General features: G+C 56.5%; 14 protein-coding genes. 2 read left to right on the top strand and 12 right to left on the bottom strand.

What is annotated here, in order from left to right; translation table 11 throughout:
- Positions 1–256: 256 nt before the first annotated feature.
- Positions 257–883, top strand: coding sequence for a class I SAM-dependent methyltransferase (locus tag BLS48_RS22235; RefSeq protein ID WP_091582170.1), 627 nt, complete (start codon positions 257–259; stop codon positions 881–883).
- A gap of 143 nt (positions 884–1,026) precedes the next feature.
- Here BLS48_RS22235 and BLS48_RS22240 read toward each other — a convergent pair whose 3' ends face one another.
- From BLS48_RS22240 to BLS48_RS22295, 12 genes are all read right to left on the bottom strand, one after another.
- Complete coding sequence (locus BLS48_RS22240) at positions 1,027–4,743, bottom strand: glycosyltransferase (RefSeq protein WP_244529765.1); 3,717 nt, start codon at positions 4,741–4,743, stop codon at positions 1,027–1,029.
- Between the two features lie 60 nt (positions 4,744–4,803).
- On the bottom strand, positions 4,804–5,544 hold the full coding sequence (locus BLS48_RS22245; protein ID WP_091582173.1) for an ABC transporter ATP-binding protein: 741 nt from the start codon (positions 5,542–5,544) through the stop codon (positions 4,804–4,806).
- Positions 5,541–6,356 carry an ABC transporter permease gene (locus BLS48_RS22250; RefSeq protein ID WP_091582176.1) on the bottom strand — a complete coding sequence of 272 codons (816 nt, stop codon included), beginning with the start codon at positions 6,354–6,356 and terminating at the stop codon, positions 5,541–5,543. Before BLS48_RS22250 ends, BLS48_RS22245 begins: the two co-directional genes overlap by 4 nt.
- 199 nt (positions 6,357–6,555) lie before the next feature.
- Positions 6,556–7,716, bottom strand: a complete 1,161-nt coding sequence (locus tag BLS48_RS22255) for a glycosyltransferase family protein (protein WP_091582179.1) — start codon at positions 7,714–7,716, stop codon at positions 6,556–6,558.
- A gap of 64 nt (positions 7,717–7,780) precedes the next feature.
- Positions 7,781–8,284 carry a GNAT family N-acetyltransferase gene (locus tag BLS48_RS22260; protein ID WP_244529772.1) on the bottom strand — a complete coding sequence of 168 codons (504 nt, stop codon included), beginning with the start codon at positions 8,282–8,284 and terminating at the stop codon, positions 7,781–7,783.
- On the bottom strand, positions 8,281–9,408 hold the full coding sequence (locus BLS48_RS22265) for a DegT/DnrJ/EryC1/StrS family aminotransferase (protein ID WP_091582181.1): 1,128 nt from the start codon (positions 9,406–9,408) through the stop codon (positions 8,281–8,283). The genes BLS48_RS22260 and BLS48_RS22265 overlap by 4 nt, the downstream gene beginning before the upstream one ends.
- Positions 9,409–9,433: 25 nt before the next feature.
- On the bottom strand, positions 9,434–10,342 hold the full coding sequence (rfbD, locus tag BLS48_RS22270; protein WP_091582184.1) for a dTDP-4-dehydrorhamnose reductase: 909 nt from the start codon (positions 10,340–10,342) through the stop codon (positions 9,434–9,436).
- Positions 10,339–11,409, bottom strand: coding sequence for a dTDP-glucose 4,6-dehydratase (gene rfbB, locus BLS48_RS22275; protein WP_091582187.1), 1,071 nt, complete (start codon positions 11,407–11,409; stop codon positions 10,339–10,341). The genes rfbD and rfbB overlap by 4 nt, the downstream gene beginning before the upstream one ends.
- A gap of 34 nt (positions 11,410–11,443) precedes the next feature.
- Positions 11,444–11,995 (bottom strand): dTDP-4-dehydrorhamnose 3,5-epimerase, encoded by a 552-nt coding sequence (gene rfbC / locus BLS48_RS22280; protein WP_091582189.1) that lies wholly within the window; start codon positions 11,993–11,995, stop codon positions 11,444–11,446.
- Between the two features lie 2 nt (positions 11,996–11,997).
- Entirely contained in the window at positions 11,998–12,879 is an 882-nt protein-coding gene (rfbA, locus tag BLS48_RS22285) for a glucose-1-phosphate thymidylyltransferase RfbA (protein ID WP_091582192.1), read from the bottom strand.
- A 220-nt stretch (positions 12,880–13,099) separates the two neighbouring features.
- Positions 13,100–14,125 carry an NAD-dependent epimerase gene (locus BLS48_RS22290; RefSeq protein ID WP_091582196.1) on the bottom strand — a complete coding sequence of 342 codons (1,026 nt, stop codon included), beginning with the start codon at positions 14,123–14,125 and terminating at the stop codon, positions 13,100–13,102.
- Between the two features lie 80 nt (positions 14,126–14,205).
- Entirely contained in the window at positions 14,206–14,796 is a 591-nt protein-coding gene (locus BLS48_RS22295; RefSeq protein WP_091582513.1) for a biotin transporter BioY, read from the bottom strand.
- Between the two features lie 118 nt (positions 14,797–14,914).
- Here BLS48_RS22295 and BLS48_RS22300 point away from each other — a divergent pair, with 118 nt between their 5' ends.
- Entirely contained in the window at positions 14,915–15,823 is a 909-nt protein-coding gene (locus tag BLS48_RS22300; RefSeq protein WP_091582199.1) for an MBL fold metallo-hydrolase, read from the top strand.
- Position 15,824 lies beyond the last annotated feature (1 nt).

Raw genomic sequence — 15,824 nt, forward strand, 5'->3', positions numbered from 1 at the left:
GCACAGTCAGTAAGTAGTGCCGCGGGATCCATCAGCCGATGCCTTCAAAACCTTGTAGTTCTGCCTCAAAGTCACCCTATTTATGGCCACAGGAAAGATGTGGGTATCTTCCCGCCTCCGACGAAAGAGACCGCCCAAAGGTGACGCTGCATCCGCAATCAACACGCCAATCGCGGGCGCCACGTCAAGGCAATTCACTTGCCAAACGCGCGCCGTTGACAACCCATCGTACACTTAGAATTATAGGAAGTAACCGATGAGCCGAGATTGGGACAATTGGGACGTAAGTGGAATCGCCAGTGAGATCCAGAAAATCTGGCAGAATTCGCCGATCGAAGATGCTCATCGCCAAGAGCTAGTCGATATTGTCTTGCACCGAGTTGCTCTTCCTCCTGCACCGTCCATTCTGGAAGTTGGTTGCGGAACCGGTCTCATTTACGAAAAGCTCGTGAGGAGTCTACCAAGTGATGCCAGCTATATGGGCGTCGACTCGTCTGTGAAAATGCTCGAGATAGCGAGAGGAAGTTTCCCAGAAGGCGAATTTCTTTTCGGGGACGGCTATGAGCTCGTTTTCAGAGATCAGGAATTCGATGTGGTACTGTGTTTCGAGGTGCTCGGCCATATTCCGGAGATAGAGCAGTTCGTAGCCGAGTTGCTTCGTGTCACTCGGAAAACATGCATCTTCACCACTTGGCCGAGCGACGGGCAGGACATAGTGGAAAATTACGAGGCGATTGGTGGCGTTCAGTTTTTGCACCGACGATATTCCGATGCTTTTATTCGGAAAGCCATCCACACCGTGGGGCCGAGGAATCTTGGCGAGATTGAGTCCGTTGGCCTTCGCTCCGGGGGGCAAGCCTACATTGTTACGCACCATACTTGACAATTCCTAAGCGCGATTCAGCCTCAACCGCGCTTCCAGTGCCCACGTACCTGTTATGCGCTGCGCTCCGTTCTCGAAATCTGGCGATCCCCGGCTCCATTTCCAGAAGGATATGAAGCGGCGTGCTTACACGCGGCGGGTAGCTACTCGAATTTAGCGAAAGGGAAACGCTTTAGCGGGCCGTAAAGCACCGCTGGCCGCACTACCTCATAGATGGTGACCGGTACGTCCGCTTCACGCACGAAAACTCTAAGCCGCCATCCTGCCTGAAGATCGCGCGCAGGCGTGTTCAGCGAGAACTTTGCGGGCAGGCCCTCTTCAACATCGGCGAGGGAGCGCACCGTCGACGCAAGAATCTTGTCTTCGGTTGATACGATCTCGATGCCTATGAGCCCCATCGAGGCCCGGACAAGTGGCACGATGCCAAGATGGACGGCCGCCAGGGAGGGAAGCGCGAAATGGACGGTATACTCCCTGTAGGATATGCCCGAGAGACTCTCGCTCAGGCGCAGTTCATCACGTCGCGTTCGCCCGAAGTGCTGGCGGCTGAACAGATCAAGCGGGGCAAAGACGGAGGAAATCATACCCCACATCTCGCTCGACCGCCAAGTGACGGCTCTCGCAAGCCTGAGCGGACGCGAGAAATGTTGGGCTTCTACCTCCGAATGAAGCCTGGCAATTGTGGAAGCCGCAGCGGGCTCGAACCTCTCAGGGAGCATACCCACTCGAGTCGTCGAGATGTCAGTGATCGCCTCGATCGACTTCTCGGACGCCGACCTGCTGAAAGCACTTAGATAGAGGTCCATCAATTCCGCGCGGACATAGCTTGAACGTCCCAGAATACCTATCGTGCGGAAGGCACTGCGCAACATCTCCGCTCGCCGCACAGTTGAATACCCCAGAAACTCCATGACGGCATTCGCCAGTTCTTCGGGGGACGCGTCCTTGGCGATCAAACCGTTGTAGCGATGCTTGATCAATTCGGATACGCCACCAACGCTAGGCGACACAACAGCGACACCAGACGCCATAGCCTGAAGCATCGTCTGCGGCATGGATTCGTCCAGCGCCGAAATGAGCAACACATCGCAGCTTGCGTAGAAGCGCTCCGGATCGGAAACGAACCCATGGAAAATGACGTGGTTTTCCAAACCCTGTTCCGCCACATAGTCGCGGCATGCCTTCGTGTAGTCAGAGTGGAGGTCATCGTAACCGATCACGTGCACTCTAACGTCATGTCCGGCCTTGTGCAGAAGTAGGGCCGCCTTGATGGCAGCGAGTTGGTTCTTACGAGGCTGGATCGTTCCCGAGACGACTATCTGAAGCGGATCTAGTAAGGAGAAGTTCCGAGCCTCCCGTGGCGTGAAAAGTGAGAAATAGACCCCGTCGACAGGGCAGACAATGCGGCGCACGGGGACCCCCGACGCTTTCTTCCATCGTTCCCCATGTGTTGCCGAGGAGCAATGAACAGCATGGGCGAAGGCCCGGGTATCAGCCCCCTCATAGTATTGATGAACGCTTGCGACAATTGGAACGCCAAGTTCCAATCCGAGTGCCGTCATGGCTGGCTGCCATGTGGCGAAATGGAGAAGACCTACATCAAGCTTGGCTAACCTTTCCCCAAAGCGTTGAGCAACCTCCATATCTGTCACATTCCGCGACCGTACTTTGGAGGCATCGGCGCAATTCATTCCGTTCTGCCAACTGTCCTCCAACAGCGGGGCATCCATAGTTGCCTCGCGCCAGAGACGAGCAAGCTCCGGTCCAAACCTCTCGCTCTGCGGGACCAAACCAACAACCCTGAAGCCGAATGAGGATACAAGCTCCGCATGCCGTAACAAATGAAGTGTTGCCCCTCCCAGAGCGGCCTCATGAAAGGCGTAGAGAATTGCCTTGTCCCTCAAGCGCGCATGAAGTTCTGTAGCGGCGAGTGCACCATAAAAATCGTAATATTGGATTTCCGTGGTATAGCAGCTCTCGATATATGACCGTGCCCGCTCCAAGATTTCTTCGCGCTGCTCCACCTTGAGCTTGAGCAGCCGTTCAATCGCATTTGCCCAGTCCTCAGGTCGATTGCGCACTTTGACACAAACCTCATCAGGCAAGCGGCTATAGGGCGCTACATCACTCATCACGCTAATTGCGCCGGCGGCAACCGATTCCAACAGCTTGATAGGACTCTTACTCTGTTCTGCACGTGCCTCGCCCTCGAGAGGCGTGAGCGAAAGATCGAAATAGGTGCTGCTAAGCTCCGCAAGATAGCTGTCATAGGAATGGGTGAAAGGCTTGAAATGGACATCGCACTTCAAAGCAGGGAAATCACCCGGATCGATCCCCCAAAAATGAAATTCGACCTCATTTCTATAGTCAGACGCTACACGCTGAAGTCCTGGCCAGAGCTTAGCAATGATTGGCCCGCGGAACTTGTTGCTAAAAATCGCGACGCGAAGCTTTCCAGACCGGTTGTAATCGCGACGCTTTATATGGCGCCGCTGGATATTGGTTTTGAGGCGAATAGTATGAGGGTTATAAATCTTAAAATCATCAATTATTTCATCGCTGTATCCGATCACAGCATCAGCGGCGGATATTTGCGCAACTATGCTGCGGTATGCCGGTGTTCCAGGCGCGATAGAGGAATGTTCCGGCCCCATTTCATGGAAGCGAAGCATGTTATCATCCATGAGATAGGCACAGGGAACCCTCTTTCGCTCCTTGTCAGTCAACAACTTCTCTGCCGCGCCCACAGTACGATATAGAATGGCGATGTCCGTGTCCGACGTATCGAAGGATGGAATGTCCCGTTCCCTTACGAAAGTGCTGGTAAAACCTCTTTGGTTTTCAAGGTTCTCGAAATTGCGAATGGCCACATCCACGGAAGTGCTGTAGTCCGGCTTCGAGATGACTATGCGCTTATGCCCCATGGCTCCGGATGCCGCCACGGCCAATTCTGAAGGGGTGCAATAGTCGTTGAATCTAGAGACAAACGGCAGTGCTTCTTCCCTATAGTATCGCTGTATCTCCGCCTCCGAGAATCTACTCCCCCAATGGTCAGCTGCAACCATATCGTAGTGAGAAATATTTGCGGGATTCAGTTGCTTATCTCGACAAAGCTGCAGGTATTTCAAGGTGCGGGTAAAATTTGCCTGCACATCCCGGCCAAGCGAGTTCTCCATGTTGCCGCGAACTACCGAACATGTCGCATCCACCCATTGGAAGGGGGCGGTTCTTCCGAAACGCAGCCAAAGATCGTAATCCGAAAATCGCCTGGCCACCACGTGAGGGTCGTACATGCCGTGCCTGTCAAAAAGGGCAGCATGGTGGATTACTGAGTTGTTTGCGATATAGTTGCCATGTAGAAGGAGACCGTAGTTGAATTCCTGCCCCAGCACACGCTGAAATATGTCGCCTTCGTCCGTCGCGCGGTAAGCGTCGCAACTGCCATAGACGACGCTTGGCACGGATTGGCGCCCAAGCCACGCCATGCGCACCTTTAGGCTGTCCTCCGTCCAAAGATCATCGTCAAACTGATAGGCAATGTACTTGCCACGACCGTGAAGCGCCGCCTGATTCACACGCAGGGCCGGAAGACCACTGTTGTACTTATATGAGTGGATGGCGATCCGGGAATCGGTAAGCTGGTACTCACTTAGTACATCGGCAGTTCCATCGCGCGACCCGTCATCCACAACGATGAGTTCGAAATCACCATAGCTTTGCGAAAGAACACTCTCAATCGAAAGCTGCAAAAGCCCGTTAGCGCGCGCAAAAGTGGGGAGGATCACCGTCACTTTGGGTGCTGACTGCCCTTTGTCGATGCGCCTTATGGAAAGATCGTGGCCACAATCGCCGAATTTCATGTTTCCTCCGAACCCGCATTCCGCAGGCATCACGTACAGTTCCGCCACACAGGGCCATGATTATTTCTGTGATGACCTATACTTTGCGATCACTTTTTCAGTCTCACCGTCCATGATGATACGCCCCTTCTCCAGCCATATTGTCCGCGCACAAAAGCTCTTCAATAAATCAAAATTATGAGACGAGAAGACAAGAATTTTTCCCTGCTCCATGAATTCGAACATGCGGCGTTTCGCTTTCTCCGCAAAGCGAATGTCCCCAGCTCCCATAACCTCGTCTATGAGGAGTATTTCTGGATTTATGCTAGTCGAGACGGCAAACGCGAGGCGAATGAACATACCTGCGGAATAGGTCCGGACGGGGTATGCTAGAAACTCGCCAAGCTCGGTAAAATCCTCAATCTCCGGCAGTTTCGCCTCAATCTCATCGGGCGTCATGCCAAGCAGCAACCCACGGATGCGGATATTGTCTCGACCACTTTGATGCATTTCGAAACCGGTTGCGAATTCGAACATTGGGCAAACATGCCCCTCCGTCTCCGCGATTCCGCTGGTCGGCATGTAGATTCCCGCCATCACCTTCAAAAGGGTGCTCTTGCCTGCCCCATTGAGGCCGATAAGCCCCACCCGCTCTCCCTGTTCGATAGCAATAGTCACGTCCTTCAGGGCCTCAACAGCATAGGCGCCGGAGGCCGGCTCCCCGCTCCGCTTCCTGGCTAGCCAACCTATGAGGCCGTCGCTATTCATGTTGCCGGTGAAGCGCACGCCGACGTTCTTCAGTCGTATGAAATTCTGGGTCAAAGGAGAAACACTACCTTCTTGTCCAACCGTGAAGCCACGTACCAGGCGATGCAATACACGATCAGAACGTAGCCAAACACAAAGCCATAGCTAGAAAGAGGTGCCAAGCTTGCAGTCAGAATTGGATGACGAACAACATCAATCAAGTGATAGATCGGATTAATCAGATAAACAAACTCCAGGTTGTGGCTCTTGAGGACGCTGATAGGAAAGACGATCGGGGTCAGATAGAATACAACCTGCAACACACCAGCTAGGGCATGCGGCAGGTCACGGAAAGCGACACCTAGATAGGAAAAAATCGTTGTTTGACCAAGCAATGCCATATAGAGCAGAACAATTCCGGGGATAGCCAATAACCATCCCGTAAACTCGAAGGTTCCCAGAACAATCTGCAGGACAGCCACAGCCGCTAGACCCATTGCGAAGTTCATACTGCTGCTGACAATCGCCCGCAGGATATAGATTTGCTTTGGATATGAAAATTGCTTTATATACCCTTCGGCACTTATAAAAACCGTGCCCGCGTCGACCATGGACGCGGAAATCAACCCCCAGGTGACGAAACCCAGCATCAGATAAGGAAGAAAGGCCTTCAGGTCCTGCCCGAACATAACGCCGTAAACGAAGCCTATGGCACCAACATACACGCCAAGATTGAGGAGGATCCACAGCGGACCAATGAACGAACGACGGTAGCGACGCTTGACGTCTTGCATGCCGATGAAAAACCAGACGCGATGCAGCAGAAGCGAACGGATGACATCTCGGAGCAGCCTGCTCTCGTCCGCACTTGAATAGCTATGCTTCATGAACCGCACCGGGTTTGCCGTTTCGTTTGAGCCACGCTGCCATGGCGGGCGACCAGCACTGCGTAGCAGCGCTCCTCAGCTTCGGCCGGCAGGATGTTGCCGATGGGGACGACGAGTCCGTGAGCAGGCGACCCGCTCGCAACAGACCACTCGACCGGATCCGCTGTCAAGAGTGCGCCGAGCACGCCAAAAGAAGACACTAAACCCTCATCAGTATTTTTCGGACAATACGCCGTGCAACTAGACATACCCCTCCCTCTCTATAAATAACTAACAAATGAATATTGTACCTCTCCATTTTTCTCCATATCTTATTCCATACAAACTTTAGTTTATTAAGTGGCTTTATATTTTTTGATCGGTCATTATCTATTTTTGTAAATAGATTTGCCCATTCACCGGAAACCAATCTCAATTCATATCGACTTTTAACATCATAGAATGCCCCGGAGCCCAATTTAATTCGAACTTCCGGTGACTCTATCATCGCTGATATTTTATCTAACCATGATTCCGTTGTATTTTCGACTAAGAACCCTGTCACAGATCCTTTTACAACATTCCTATAGGGTGGAATATTAGAGTAGATTCCAGCTATACGGCACGCGCCGTATTCGCGATATTTGTTGTCGGTCTTGCTGCGGTTTGCCTCGTGGTCGATCAGGGGTGCCAAGCCAATCGCCCAATTTCTCGAAGCTTGGAATTTGATGTAAGTGTCATAGTCACCAGTATGCGGAAAAAAACGGACTCTTGATCCAGTCTCAACTCCCCTTGGAAGAACACCAGCAAACTCGAATACCGTTTTCGGGAATCTCTCCAAGACCGGTTCAATAAGCGGCGATATCAAATCCAGATCATCGACGCGTGAGGGGCTTCCCGCAAAACCGATTCGGATTTCTTCAGTGAAAGATGGAGATACACCTTCAATAAGTGAAAAGTCGAAAAACGTTGGAAGAACCGCCACTCGAGTATTAAATCTTGACACGAATCTTGCCAATTCGGGGGAGTTAACGATCACGGTTTCGGCATGGGAGACTGCAAACTCCAGCGACTTCCTGACAATTGGGTGCCGATAATATGCCGCGAGCGGATTGTCTCCGATGATGCGCCAGAAGTTATCATCAATATAATATACATACGACCTGTTTGCGTCGGCAAGTAATTGTGCCCATGATAGAACCTGCGGGTCTGCACACCGCACAAACATGGGAATGATATCCGTCGTAATGTCGTCGACCTGAAGTTCATTTAGGAATTTTACTTTGTGATCGACGCCATGCGCTCGACACGCCCCCATAATTTGCTCGAGCAAATAAGTGGTAGCGATTCTCGCCTCTATGATCATCAGGATGCTAGCCATGTGGGGGCTCACATAACCGCTTGGTTTTGCGACGAGGGCGTTGGCGTGAAGTTGCGCCTTAGGGTCATGAGGCTCTATCTCGACCAAAGCCCATGCGGATCAAGCCGCCGGAACGGCCTTCTTCAACGAACCCCTCACGTGTGTAGAGGCGAATAGCCTTTGTATTTTGCTCCATAACTTCAAGGAAGAGATAGGAGAGTTTCAAGAATTGCGTGCCGAAGCGGACGATCTCTGCGCACGAACGACCAATATAGCCCTTGCCGGCCATTTCTGGCGCGACCAAAAATCGGCCGACTTCGGCGCTCCCGGCATTTTCGTCGATATCATAAATGCCGCATTGGCCGACCGAGCGTCCATCCACCTCCACCAGGAAAAGAAAATCATCCTCCTTCTGGAGATAGCTGTTGTACCAGGCAAGATGCCGGTCAAACGCGAGTTTGTCAGATGTCTTGAACCAGACACGTGCGTCGTCGCGATTGCGCCAGTCGAGAATTGTCTTGAGATCCCGCTCCTCCACGAGCCTCAAGACAATGATGCCATCTCCAAATGGGGCTATATGCTGCTTCATTGAGCGTATTTGAGGACCAACTCGGAAATCAGATCGACATCCGCCTTGCTCATGCGAAGGTGGAGAGGCAGCGAGATGATTTCCTTGCTCGCTGCTGCGGCGTTCGGACAAGTGCCGGCGGCAAATGCATACATTCGGTAATCTGTGTTGTCGCGATAGTGAACTCCCGGGTAGACCCCATGCTCGTTGAGAGCAAGCATCAGGTTGTCTCTATTCTGAACCCGTATCTGTAGAAGGTGCTGGGCAGACTCACACCCTGTTGCTGTAGGCACGACATTGACATGATTGTGGCCATCCAGATGCTGGCGGTACCAGACCGCCAGCTGACGCCGAAAGGAATTGTCGATGTCGAGATATTTCAGCTGGACAATGGCAATCGCAGCCATGATCGAGTTGCCGTGATATTTATGCCCGATCTCCTCGACGTCGTACATCCATTTGTACGCCCCCTGGGAGGCGGTTCGGGCGTAGGTATCCTTGTTGATGCCCAGCCAGGTGAGCTTGCGGACGCGCTCATCGTCCTCTGCTTCCTTGAAACAGATCATTCCAGAGTCGGCGGTTGGAAGATTCTTGACCGCCTGAAAACTGAAAATCGATGCATCGGCATCGCCGCCAACGTGCCTGCCATTGACACGGGTACCTGACATGTGAGCCGCGTCAAGCACAAGCTTGATGTCGCGCGCGCGGCAAATCTCCAAAATCTTCTGATACTGGCCGACATTGCCTCCCATCCCGACAAATATCAGTGCTTTTGTTTTGTTGGTAATGCGCTCGATCACACTTTGAGGGTCAAGACAAAGGTATTCATCAACGTCTGCGAATACCGGCTTAAGTCCCGCGTAGAGAATGGCATGATTTGTCGAAACGAATGTCAGCGGCGTTGTGATAACCTCACTTTCATCGTCCCATCCGTATTTGGACTTAAAAAGCTCGAACGCCAGATGAAGTCCGACCGTGTTGGAGTTCAGGAAATGGGCGTGCCGGAGACCTGTATAGTTCTTCCATGCCGTTTCAAATTCGGCGGTTTTGAAACCGAGCCCGGTCCACCCTTTTTCCAAGCACTCCCGGATTTCCGAAAGGCATTCTTCAATGCGGAAACTCGGCACAAACAACTGAACGGTCATCGAAGCTCTCCTTGACGCCTGGTATTCACACGTTGCTCACGTATCTCGTCTCACCACTCAGGAGACGAGATACCACTTCTTTCGTTGATTGCTGCCATTCCGGGGTGGTCCATCCGAAGGCCGCGGTGAACTTGGCTGTAGACAACCGCGAATTGGCCGGGCGCTGCGCCTTGGTCGGGTAGTCATGCGTGGCAATGTCGCGCACCTGTGCATACGGACCACCGAATACCCGGCTCGTGTCCAGTATGTGACGGGCAAAGCCGCTCCAGTTGGTTTCGCCCGTGCCGACGAGATGATAGGTGCCAAAGGCACCGAAGCTCCTGTCGCCATGCAGCATCGCCGCCGCATGCAGGATCGCGTCGGCGATATCAAGTGCCGAGGTGGGATTTCCCCACTGGTCGGCCACCACCGCGATCTCGTCCCGGTCGGCGGCCAGCCGCAACATGGTCTTGAGGAAATTCCTGCCGAACGGGCTGTAGGCCCATGCCGTGCGCAGGATCAGATGGCGCGGGTTGGCTGCCGCCACCGCCTGTTCGCCGGCGAGCTTGGAGGCGCCATAGGTATTGCGCGGCGCCGTTGCGTCGGTTTCGACGTAGGCGCTGTCCTTCGAACCGTCGAAGACATAGTCGGTCGACAAATGGATGACGGGAACGCCGAGCCGGGCTGCCGCTTGCGCCACCTTTCCGGCGCCGACGGCGTTCACCGCGAATGCCAGATCGGGCTCATCCTCGGCCTGGTCCACCGCCGTGTAGGCGGCCGCCGACACGACGATATCCGGCTGCGCGGCTGCAATCGCTTCGATCACGGTGTCGGGACTTGCCAGGTCGAGTTCCGGCCGGCCAATGGCGATGATCTCCACGCCGGCGTGCCTCTGGCCAGCCTCCAGGAGGCTTGCCGCGACCTGGCCCTCGCGTCCGGTGACAACGAGCCTCACACCCCCTCCTTGCGCGCTTCGCCCAACCGTTCACCGGCGTAGCGCTGTTCGCGGATCGGCCCCCACCACCATTTGTTGTCCAGGAACCAATCCACGGTTCTGGCCAGGCCGCTGTCGAAGTTCTCGCTGGGCGCCCAGCCGAGGTCCCGCCCTATCTTCGATGCGTCGATGGCGTAGCGGCGGTCATGGCCGGGGCGGTCGGTGACGAAAGAGATCAGGTCACGATAGCTCTTGCCGCCGGCCCGGGGGCGCCTGATGTCGAGCAGGTCGCAGATCGTCTCGACGACGCTCAAATTTGTCCGTTCCGAATTGCCGCCGACATTGTAGCTCTCGCCCGGCCTGCCCCTGGTGGCGACGAGTTCCAAGGCCCGCGCGTGATCCTCGACGAACAGCCAGTCGCGCACATTGGCGCCGGCGCCATAGACCGGCAGCGGCTTCTCATCGAGCGCGTTGAGGATGACGAGCGGGATCAGCTTTTCGGGAAAATGATAGGGGCCGTAATTGTTCGAACAGTTGGAAAGCACGACCGGCAGGCCATAGGTCTCGTGCCAGGCTCGCACCAGATGGTCCGAGGCCGCCTTCGATGCGGAATAGGGCGACGACGGCGCGTAAGGCGTTTCCTCGACGAACATACCGCCATCGAAAGGCAGATCGCCGAACACCTCGTCGGTCGAGACGTGATGGAAGCGGAAGCGGCTCTTCCTGTCCTCGGGCAGGCCGCGCCAGTATTCCAGCGCGGCATTGAGGATGCGGTAGGTGCCGACGATGTTGGTCTCGATGAAGGCGCCCGGCCCGTCGATCGAGCGGTCGACATGGCTCTCGGCGGCGAGGTTCATGACGATGTCGATCTCGTCCCCCCGCAGGATGTCGAGCACCGCCCTCTCGTCGCAGATATCGGCATGAGCGAAGCGGTAATTGTGCGCATTCTCGATCGGCCGCAGCGAGGCCAGGTTGCCCGCATAGGTGAGCTTGTCGAGATTGGTCACGCGATAGGCCGGGTTGGCGCACAAATGCCGGCACACCGCCGAACCGATGAAGCCGGCACCGCCTGTCACCAGAAAATTCATGCTGCAGTCCTCACGCACCCTTTGGCAACACCCATCAGGCAAACACCTCGGCGGCGGCGAGCGACGGCGCCTTGAGGTCCTTGTCCGAAAGCTGGAACCCGCCAACCATCGACGGCCATTCGATGCCGATGGCGGGATCGTCGAAACGGATCGACCGGTCATGCTCGGGCGAATAGGTGTCGGTAACCTTGTACAGGACCTCGGTGTCGGGCACGAGCGTCACGAAGCCGTGCGCGAACCCCTTTGGCACCAGAATCTGGTTGCCCTTGTCGGCCGATAGTTCGAGCGCGACCCATTTTCCAAAGGTCTTCGAGCCGCGGCGAATGTCGACCGCGACGTCGAGGATGCTGCCACGGATGACGCGCACCAGCTTGTCCTGGGCGCGCGGCGCAAGCTGATAGTGGAGCCCGCGCAAGACGCCCGCGGCGGCGGAATAGGAATGGTTGTCCTGCACGAAACGCAAGTCTATGCCGGCCTGCGAAAAGCGCTCGGCATTGTAGGTTTCGATAAAGAACCCGCGCGCGTCACCATGCCGCTTCGGAACGATTTCCAGCACGCCGTCGATGCCAAGGGGCCTCACCTCCACGCCTAACCCTCCGAAAGATCGACGACACGCCGGCGCAGATAGGCGGCGTACTCGTTCTTGCCCAGGCGGGTCGCGCGCTGCAGCACCTCATCGGCCGTCAGCCAGCCCTGTTCGAAGGCGATTTCCTCCGGGCAGGCGACCTTGATGCCCTGGCGGTGCTCGATCGTGCGCACAAAGGAGGAGGCTTCGTGCAAGCTGTCATGCGTGCCGGTATCGAGCCAGGCATAGCCGCGCCCCAGCCGGTGCACATGCAGCAGGCCGCGCTCGAGATAGACGTTGTTGAGCGCGGTGATCTCCAGCTCGCCGCGCGCCGAGGGCCGGATGGTCGGCGCGATGTCGACGACGTCATTGTCATAGAAATACAGGCCGGTGACAGCCCAGTTGGATTTCGGCTTGAGAGGCTTTTCCTCGATCGTCAACGCGGTTCCGGTCGCCTTGTCGAAAGACACCACGCCATAGCGTTCGGGATCCTCGACATGGTAGGCGAACACCGAAGCGCCGCTCTCACGCGATGCAGCGGCGCGGCAAAGCTGCGACAGCCCGTCGCCGAAATAGATGTTGTCCCCCAGAATCATCGACACGCCGTCCTTGCCGATGAAGTCGCGGCCAATGATGAAGGCTTCGGCAAGACCATTGGGATGCGGTTGCTCGGCATAGGACAGGTCGAGCCCGAACTCCGATCCGTCGCCGAGCAGTTGGTGGAATGTAGGCAGATCACGCGGCGTTGAGATGATCAGAATCTCTCGGATTCCCGCAAGCATCAAAACGCTCAGCGGATAATAGATCATCGGCTTGTCGTATATCGGGAGAATTTGCTTAGAGACTGCTAATGTTAGTGGATAAAGACGCGTTCCACTGCCTCCAGCAAGGACAATTCCTTTCAAGAAGCTCTCCTTGACATGCCGAAGCCCCCCGGCCTTGACTGCCCGTGCTTAGGTTTCATGCAATGGCTTGTCAATCGACGCACTCGACAAACGACCTGACCATGTCGGACAGAAAGCCATCCCAGGGTGGCAACTGTCCATCCAAATACTTGGAGCGCGAACAGACTTCACAGGACTGACACTAACTCAGCAGCAATTTCGCGCAAGGACGTGCCCTTCGCTATCCCCGCCCAAAATACGCCTGGTACCACTCGACGAACCGCCCTACCCCCTCGCGCACCGTCGTGGCCGGGCGGTAGCCGACCGCCTGATCCAGCGCCGAGGTGTCGGCGAACGTATCGAGCAGATCGCCCGCCTGCAGCGGCAACAGCTCGATGATGGCTTTGCGGCCAAGTGCATTTTCCAGCGCCTCGACATAGGCGGTCAGCTTCACCGGGTTGTTGTTGCCGATGTTGAAGATGCGCCAGGGGGCGCTGCTCGTCGCCGGATCCGGATGGCTGGAGTCCCAGGCGGAGTTGCGGGCGGCCGGGTCGTCGCTGGCCCGGACGACGCCTTCGACGATATCGTCGATATAGGTGAAATCCCGCGTGTGATTGCCGTTGTTGAACAGCTTGATCGGCTCGCCGGCAAGAATGCTCCTGGTAAACAGGAAAAGCGCCATGTCCGGGCGCCCCCAGGGGCCATACACGGTGAAGAAGCGAAGCCCGGTCGTCGGCAGCCCGAACAGGTGGCTGTAGCTGTGCGCCATCAGTTCGTTGGCGCGCTTGGTCGCGGCGTAGAATTGCAGCGGGTGGTCGGCCGGCCGATGCTCAGAAAACGGCATGTCGGTGTTGGCGCCGTAGACGCTCGAAGTGCTGGCATAGGTCAGGTGTGCAACCCCGTTGGCACGGCAGGCCTCGAGCATGTTCGTGTAGGCGACGATGTTGCTTTCGACATAGGCATGCGGGTTTTCCAGGCTGTAGCGAATCCCGGCCTGGGCGGCGAGATGGATCACCCGGTCGAATGCGTGGTCGCCAAAACAGCCGTCAACCACGCTTTTGTCTGCGAGATTGCCGTGGATGAAATGATAGCCGGCGTTGGTCTTGCGGCTAGCCTCCTCCAAGAGCCGCAGCCTCGCATGCTTGAGCTGCGGATCGTAGTAGCTGTTGATGCTGTCGATACCGACAACCTCGTCACCGCGCTCCAGCAGACGCCTGGCCACATGATAGCCGATAAATCCAGCAGCGCCGGTGACCAGAACTTTCATTGGAAGCATCCGTCCGCGACATTGCCGGGCAACAGCCCCCTGATGTCATATGACACTTGGCTCCCTGCTTCTTGCAGACTTCAGGAGCGCTTCAGCAACGACCACACGGCCGGCACCAGGCTGGCCGCAAGGGCAACCTTGATCAGGTCGCCGACGATGAACGGCACGACGCCGAACTGCCACGACTTTTCGGGGCCGATCAGCAGCGCCAGCCAGGCAAAGCCCATCGCCATCATGACGACTTCGGCAACCAGCATGGCGTTGAAAAGCTTGATCGGATGGCGGTCCCAGCCCCGATCGGCGGCCCAGCCTACGATCGCCGCCATGACCACAAAGCCGGCAAGATAGCCGCCGGTCGAGCCGAGCATGTAAGCAACGCCGATGCCCTTTTCCGGGGTGCTCTGGAAGACCGGGAAGCCCATCGCGCCTTCCGCCATATAGAGCAGCAGGGTGGCGACGCCCAGACGCATGCCGAAGGCGGCGGCAATCAGGAGCACAGCCAGCGTCTGCATCGAAATGTCGACCGGCCCGAGCATCACCTTGGTCTTGGCGGACAAGGTCAGCACCAGCGTGCCGGCGATCGCGAGGAAAAGCTGCGTCGCCAGCCGCGACGTGCCGTTTTCGGGCAAAGCCAGAGACACAAGCGGACGCATCGTTGTTGCAATTGCCATGATATTCCCCATCCGATTGCCGCCATCTTATGTTCGCGGCCTCGCGTTCTCCTATATTGGCTTGCGTGTTATGCGGCAATCGGTTTTGCCGTTCCCAGAAACAAAGCACCGATCCGCCATGGCTCTCAAATTCGACACCGGCTTCGATCCCGCCTACGGCCAGGGGGTGAGCGTCGCGCCGGACGTCCAACGCATCACGGCTCGAAATCCAAGCCCCTTCACCTTTCACGGCACCAACAGCTACATCGTTGGCCGCGACACGCTGGCGGTAATCGATCCGGGGCCGGATGACGAGACGCATCTGAGGACCCTGCTCGATGTGATCGCAGGCAGGCCGGTCAGCCATATCTTCATCAGCCACACGCATCGCGACCACTCTCCTCTGGCGGCCCGGCTGAAAGAGCACACCGGCGCCGTCGTGCTGGCGGAGGGTCCGCACCGTCCCGCAAGACCCTTGCATATCGGCGAGACCAATGCGCTCGACGCCAGCGCCGACACCGCTTTCGCTCCCGATATCGCACTTCCCGAGGGCGGGCTGGTCGACGGCGACGGCTGGTCGATCAGGACTGTTCTGACCCCGGGCCACACCGCCAATCACGCGGCATTCGCGCTGGAAGGAACCGGCATCCTGTTTTCGGCCGATCATGTCATGGCGTGGGCGACCTCCATCGTCGCGCCGCCGGACGGGGCGATGGCTGACTACATGGCCTCGCTGGATCGACTGATCGAGCGCGGCGACCGCTTGCTTTTGCCCGGCCACGGCGGACCGGTGACGGCACCACGCAGTTTCATGCGCGGATTGAAGACACATCGCAAGATGCGCGAGCGAGCCATCCTGGAGCGGGTCAGAGCCGGAGACCGGACGATTGTGGACATGGTCAAGGCGATCTACCGGGATACCGACCCGCGACTTCACGGCGCGGCGGGCTTGTCGGTGCTTGCCCATCTGGAGGATCTGGTGGCGCGCGGTCAAGTCGCGACGGACGCCGCACCGGCCATCGACGGCATCTTCACGCCTGCCACATAGG

It is taken from the genome of Mesorhizobium qingshengii, assembly GCF_900103325.1.
Lineage (GTDB): Bacteria > Pseudomonadota > Alphaproteobacteria > Rhizobiales > Rhizobiaceae > Mesorhizobium > Mesorhizobium qingshengii.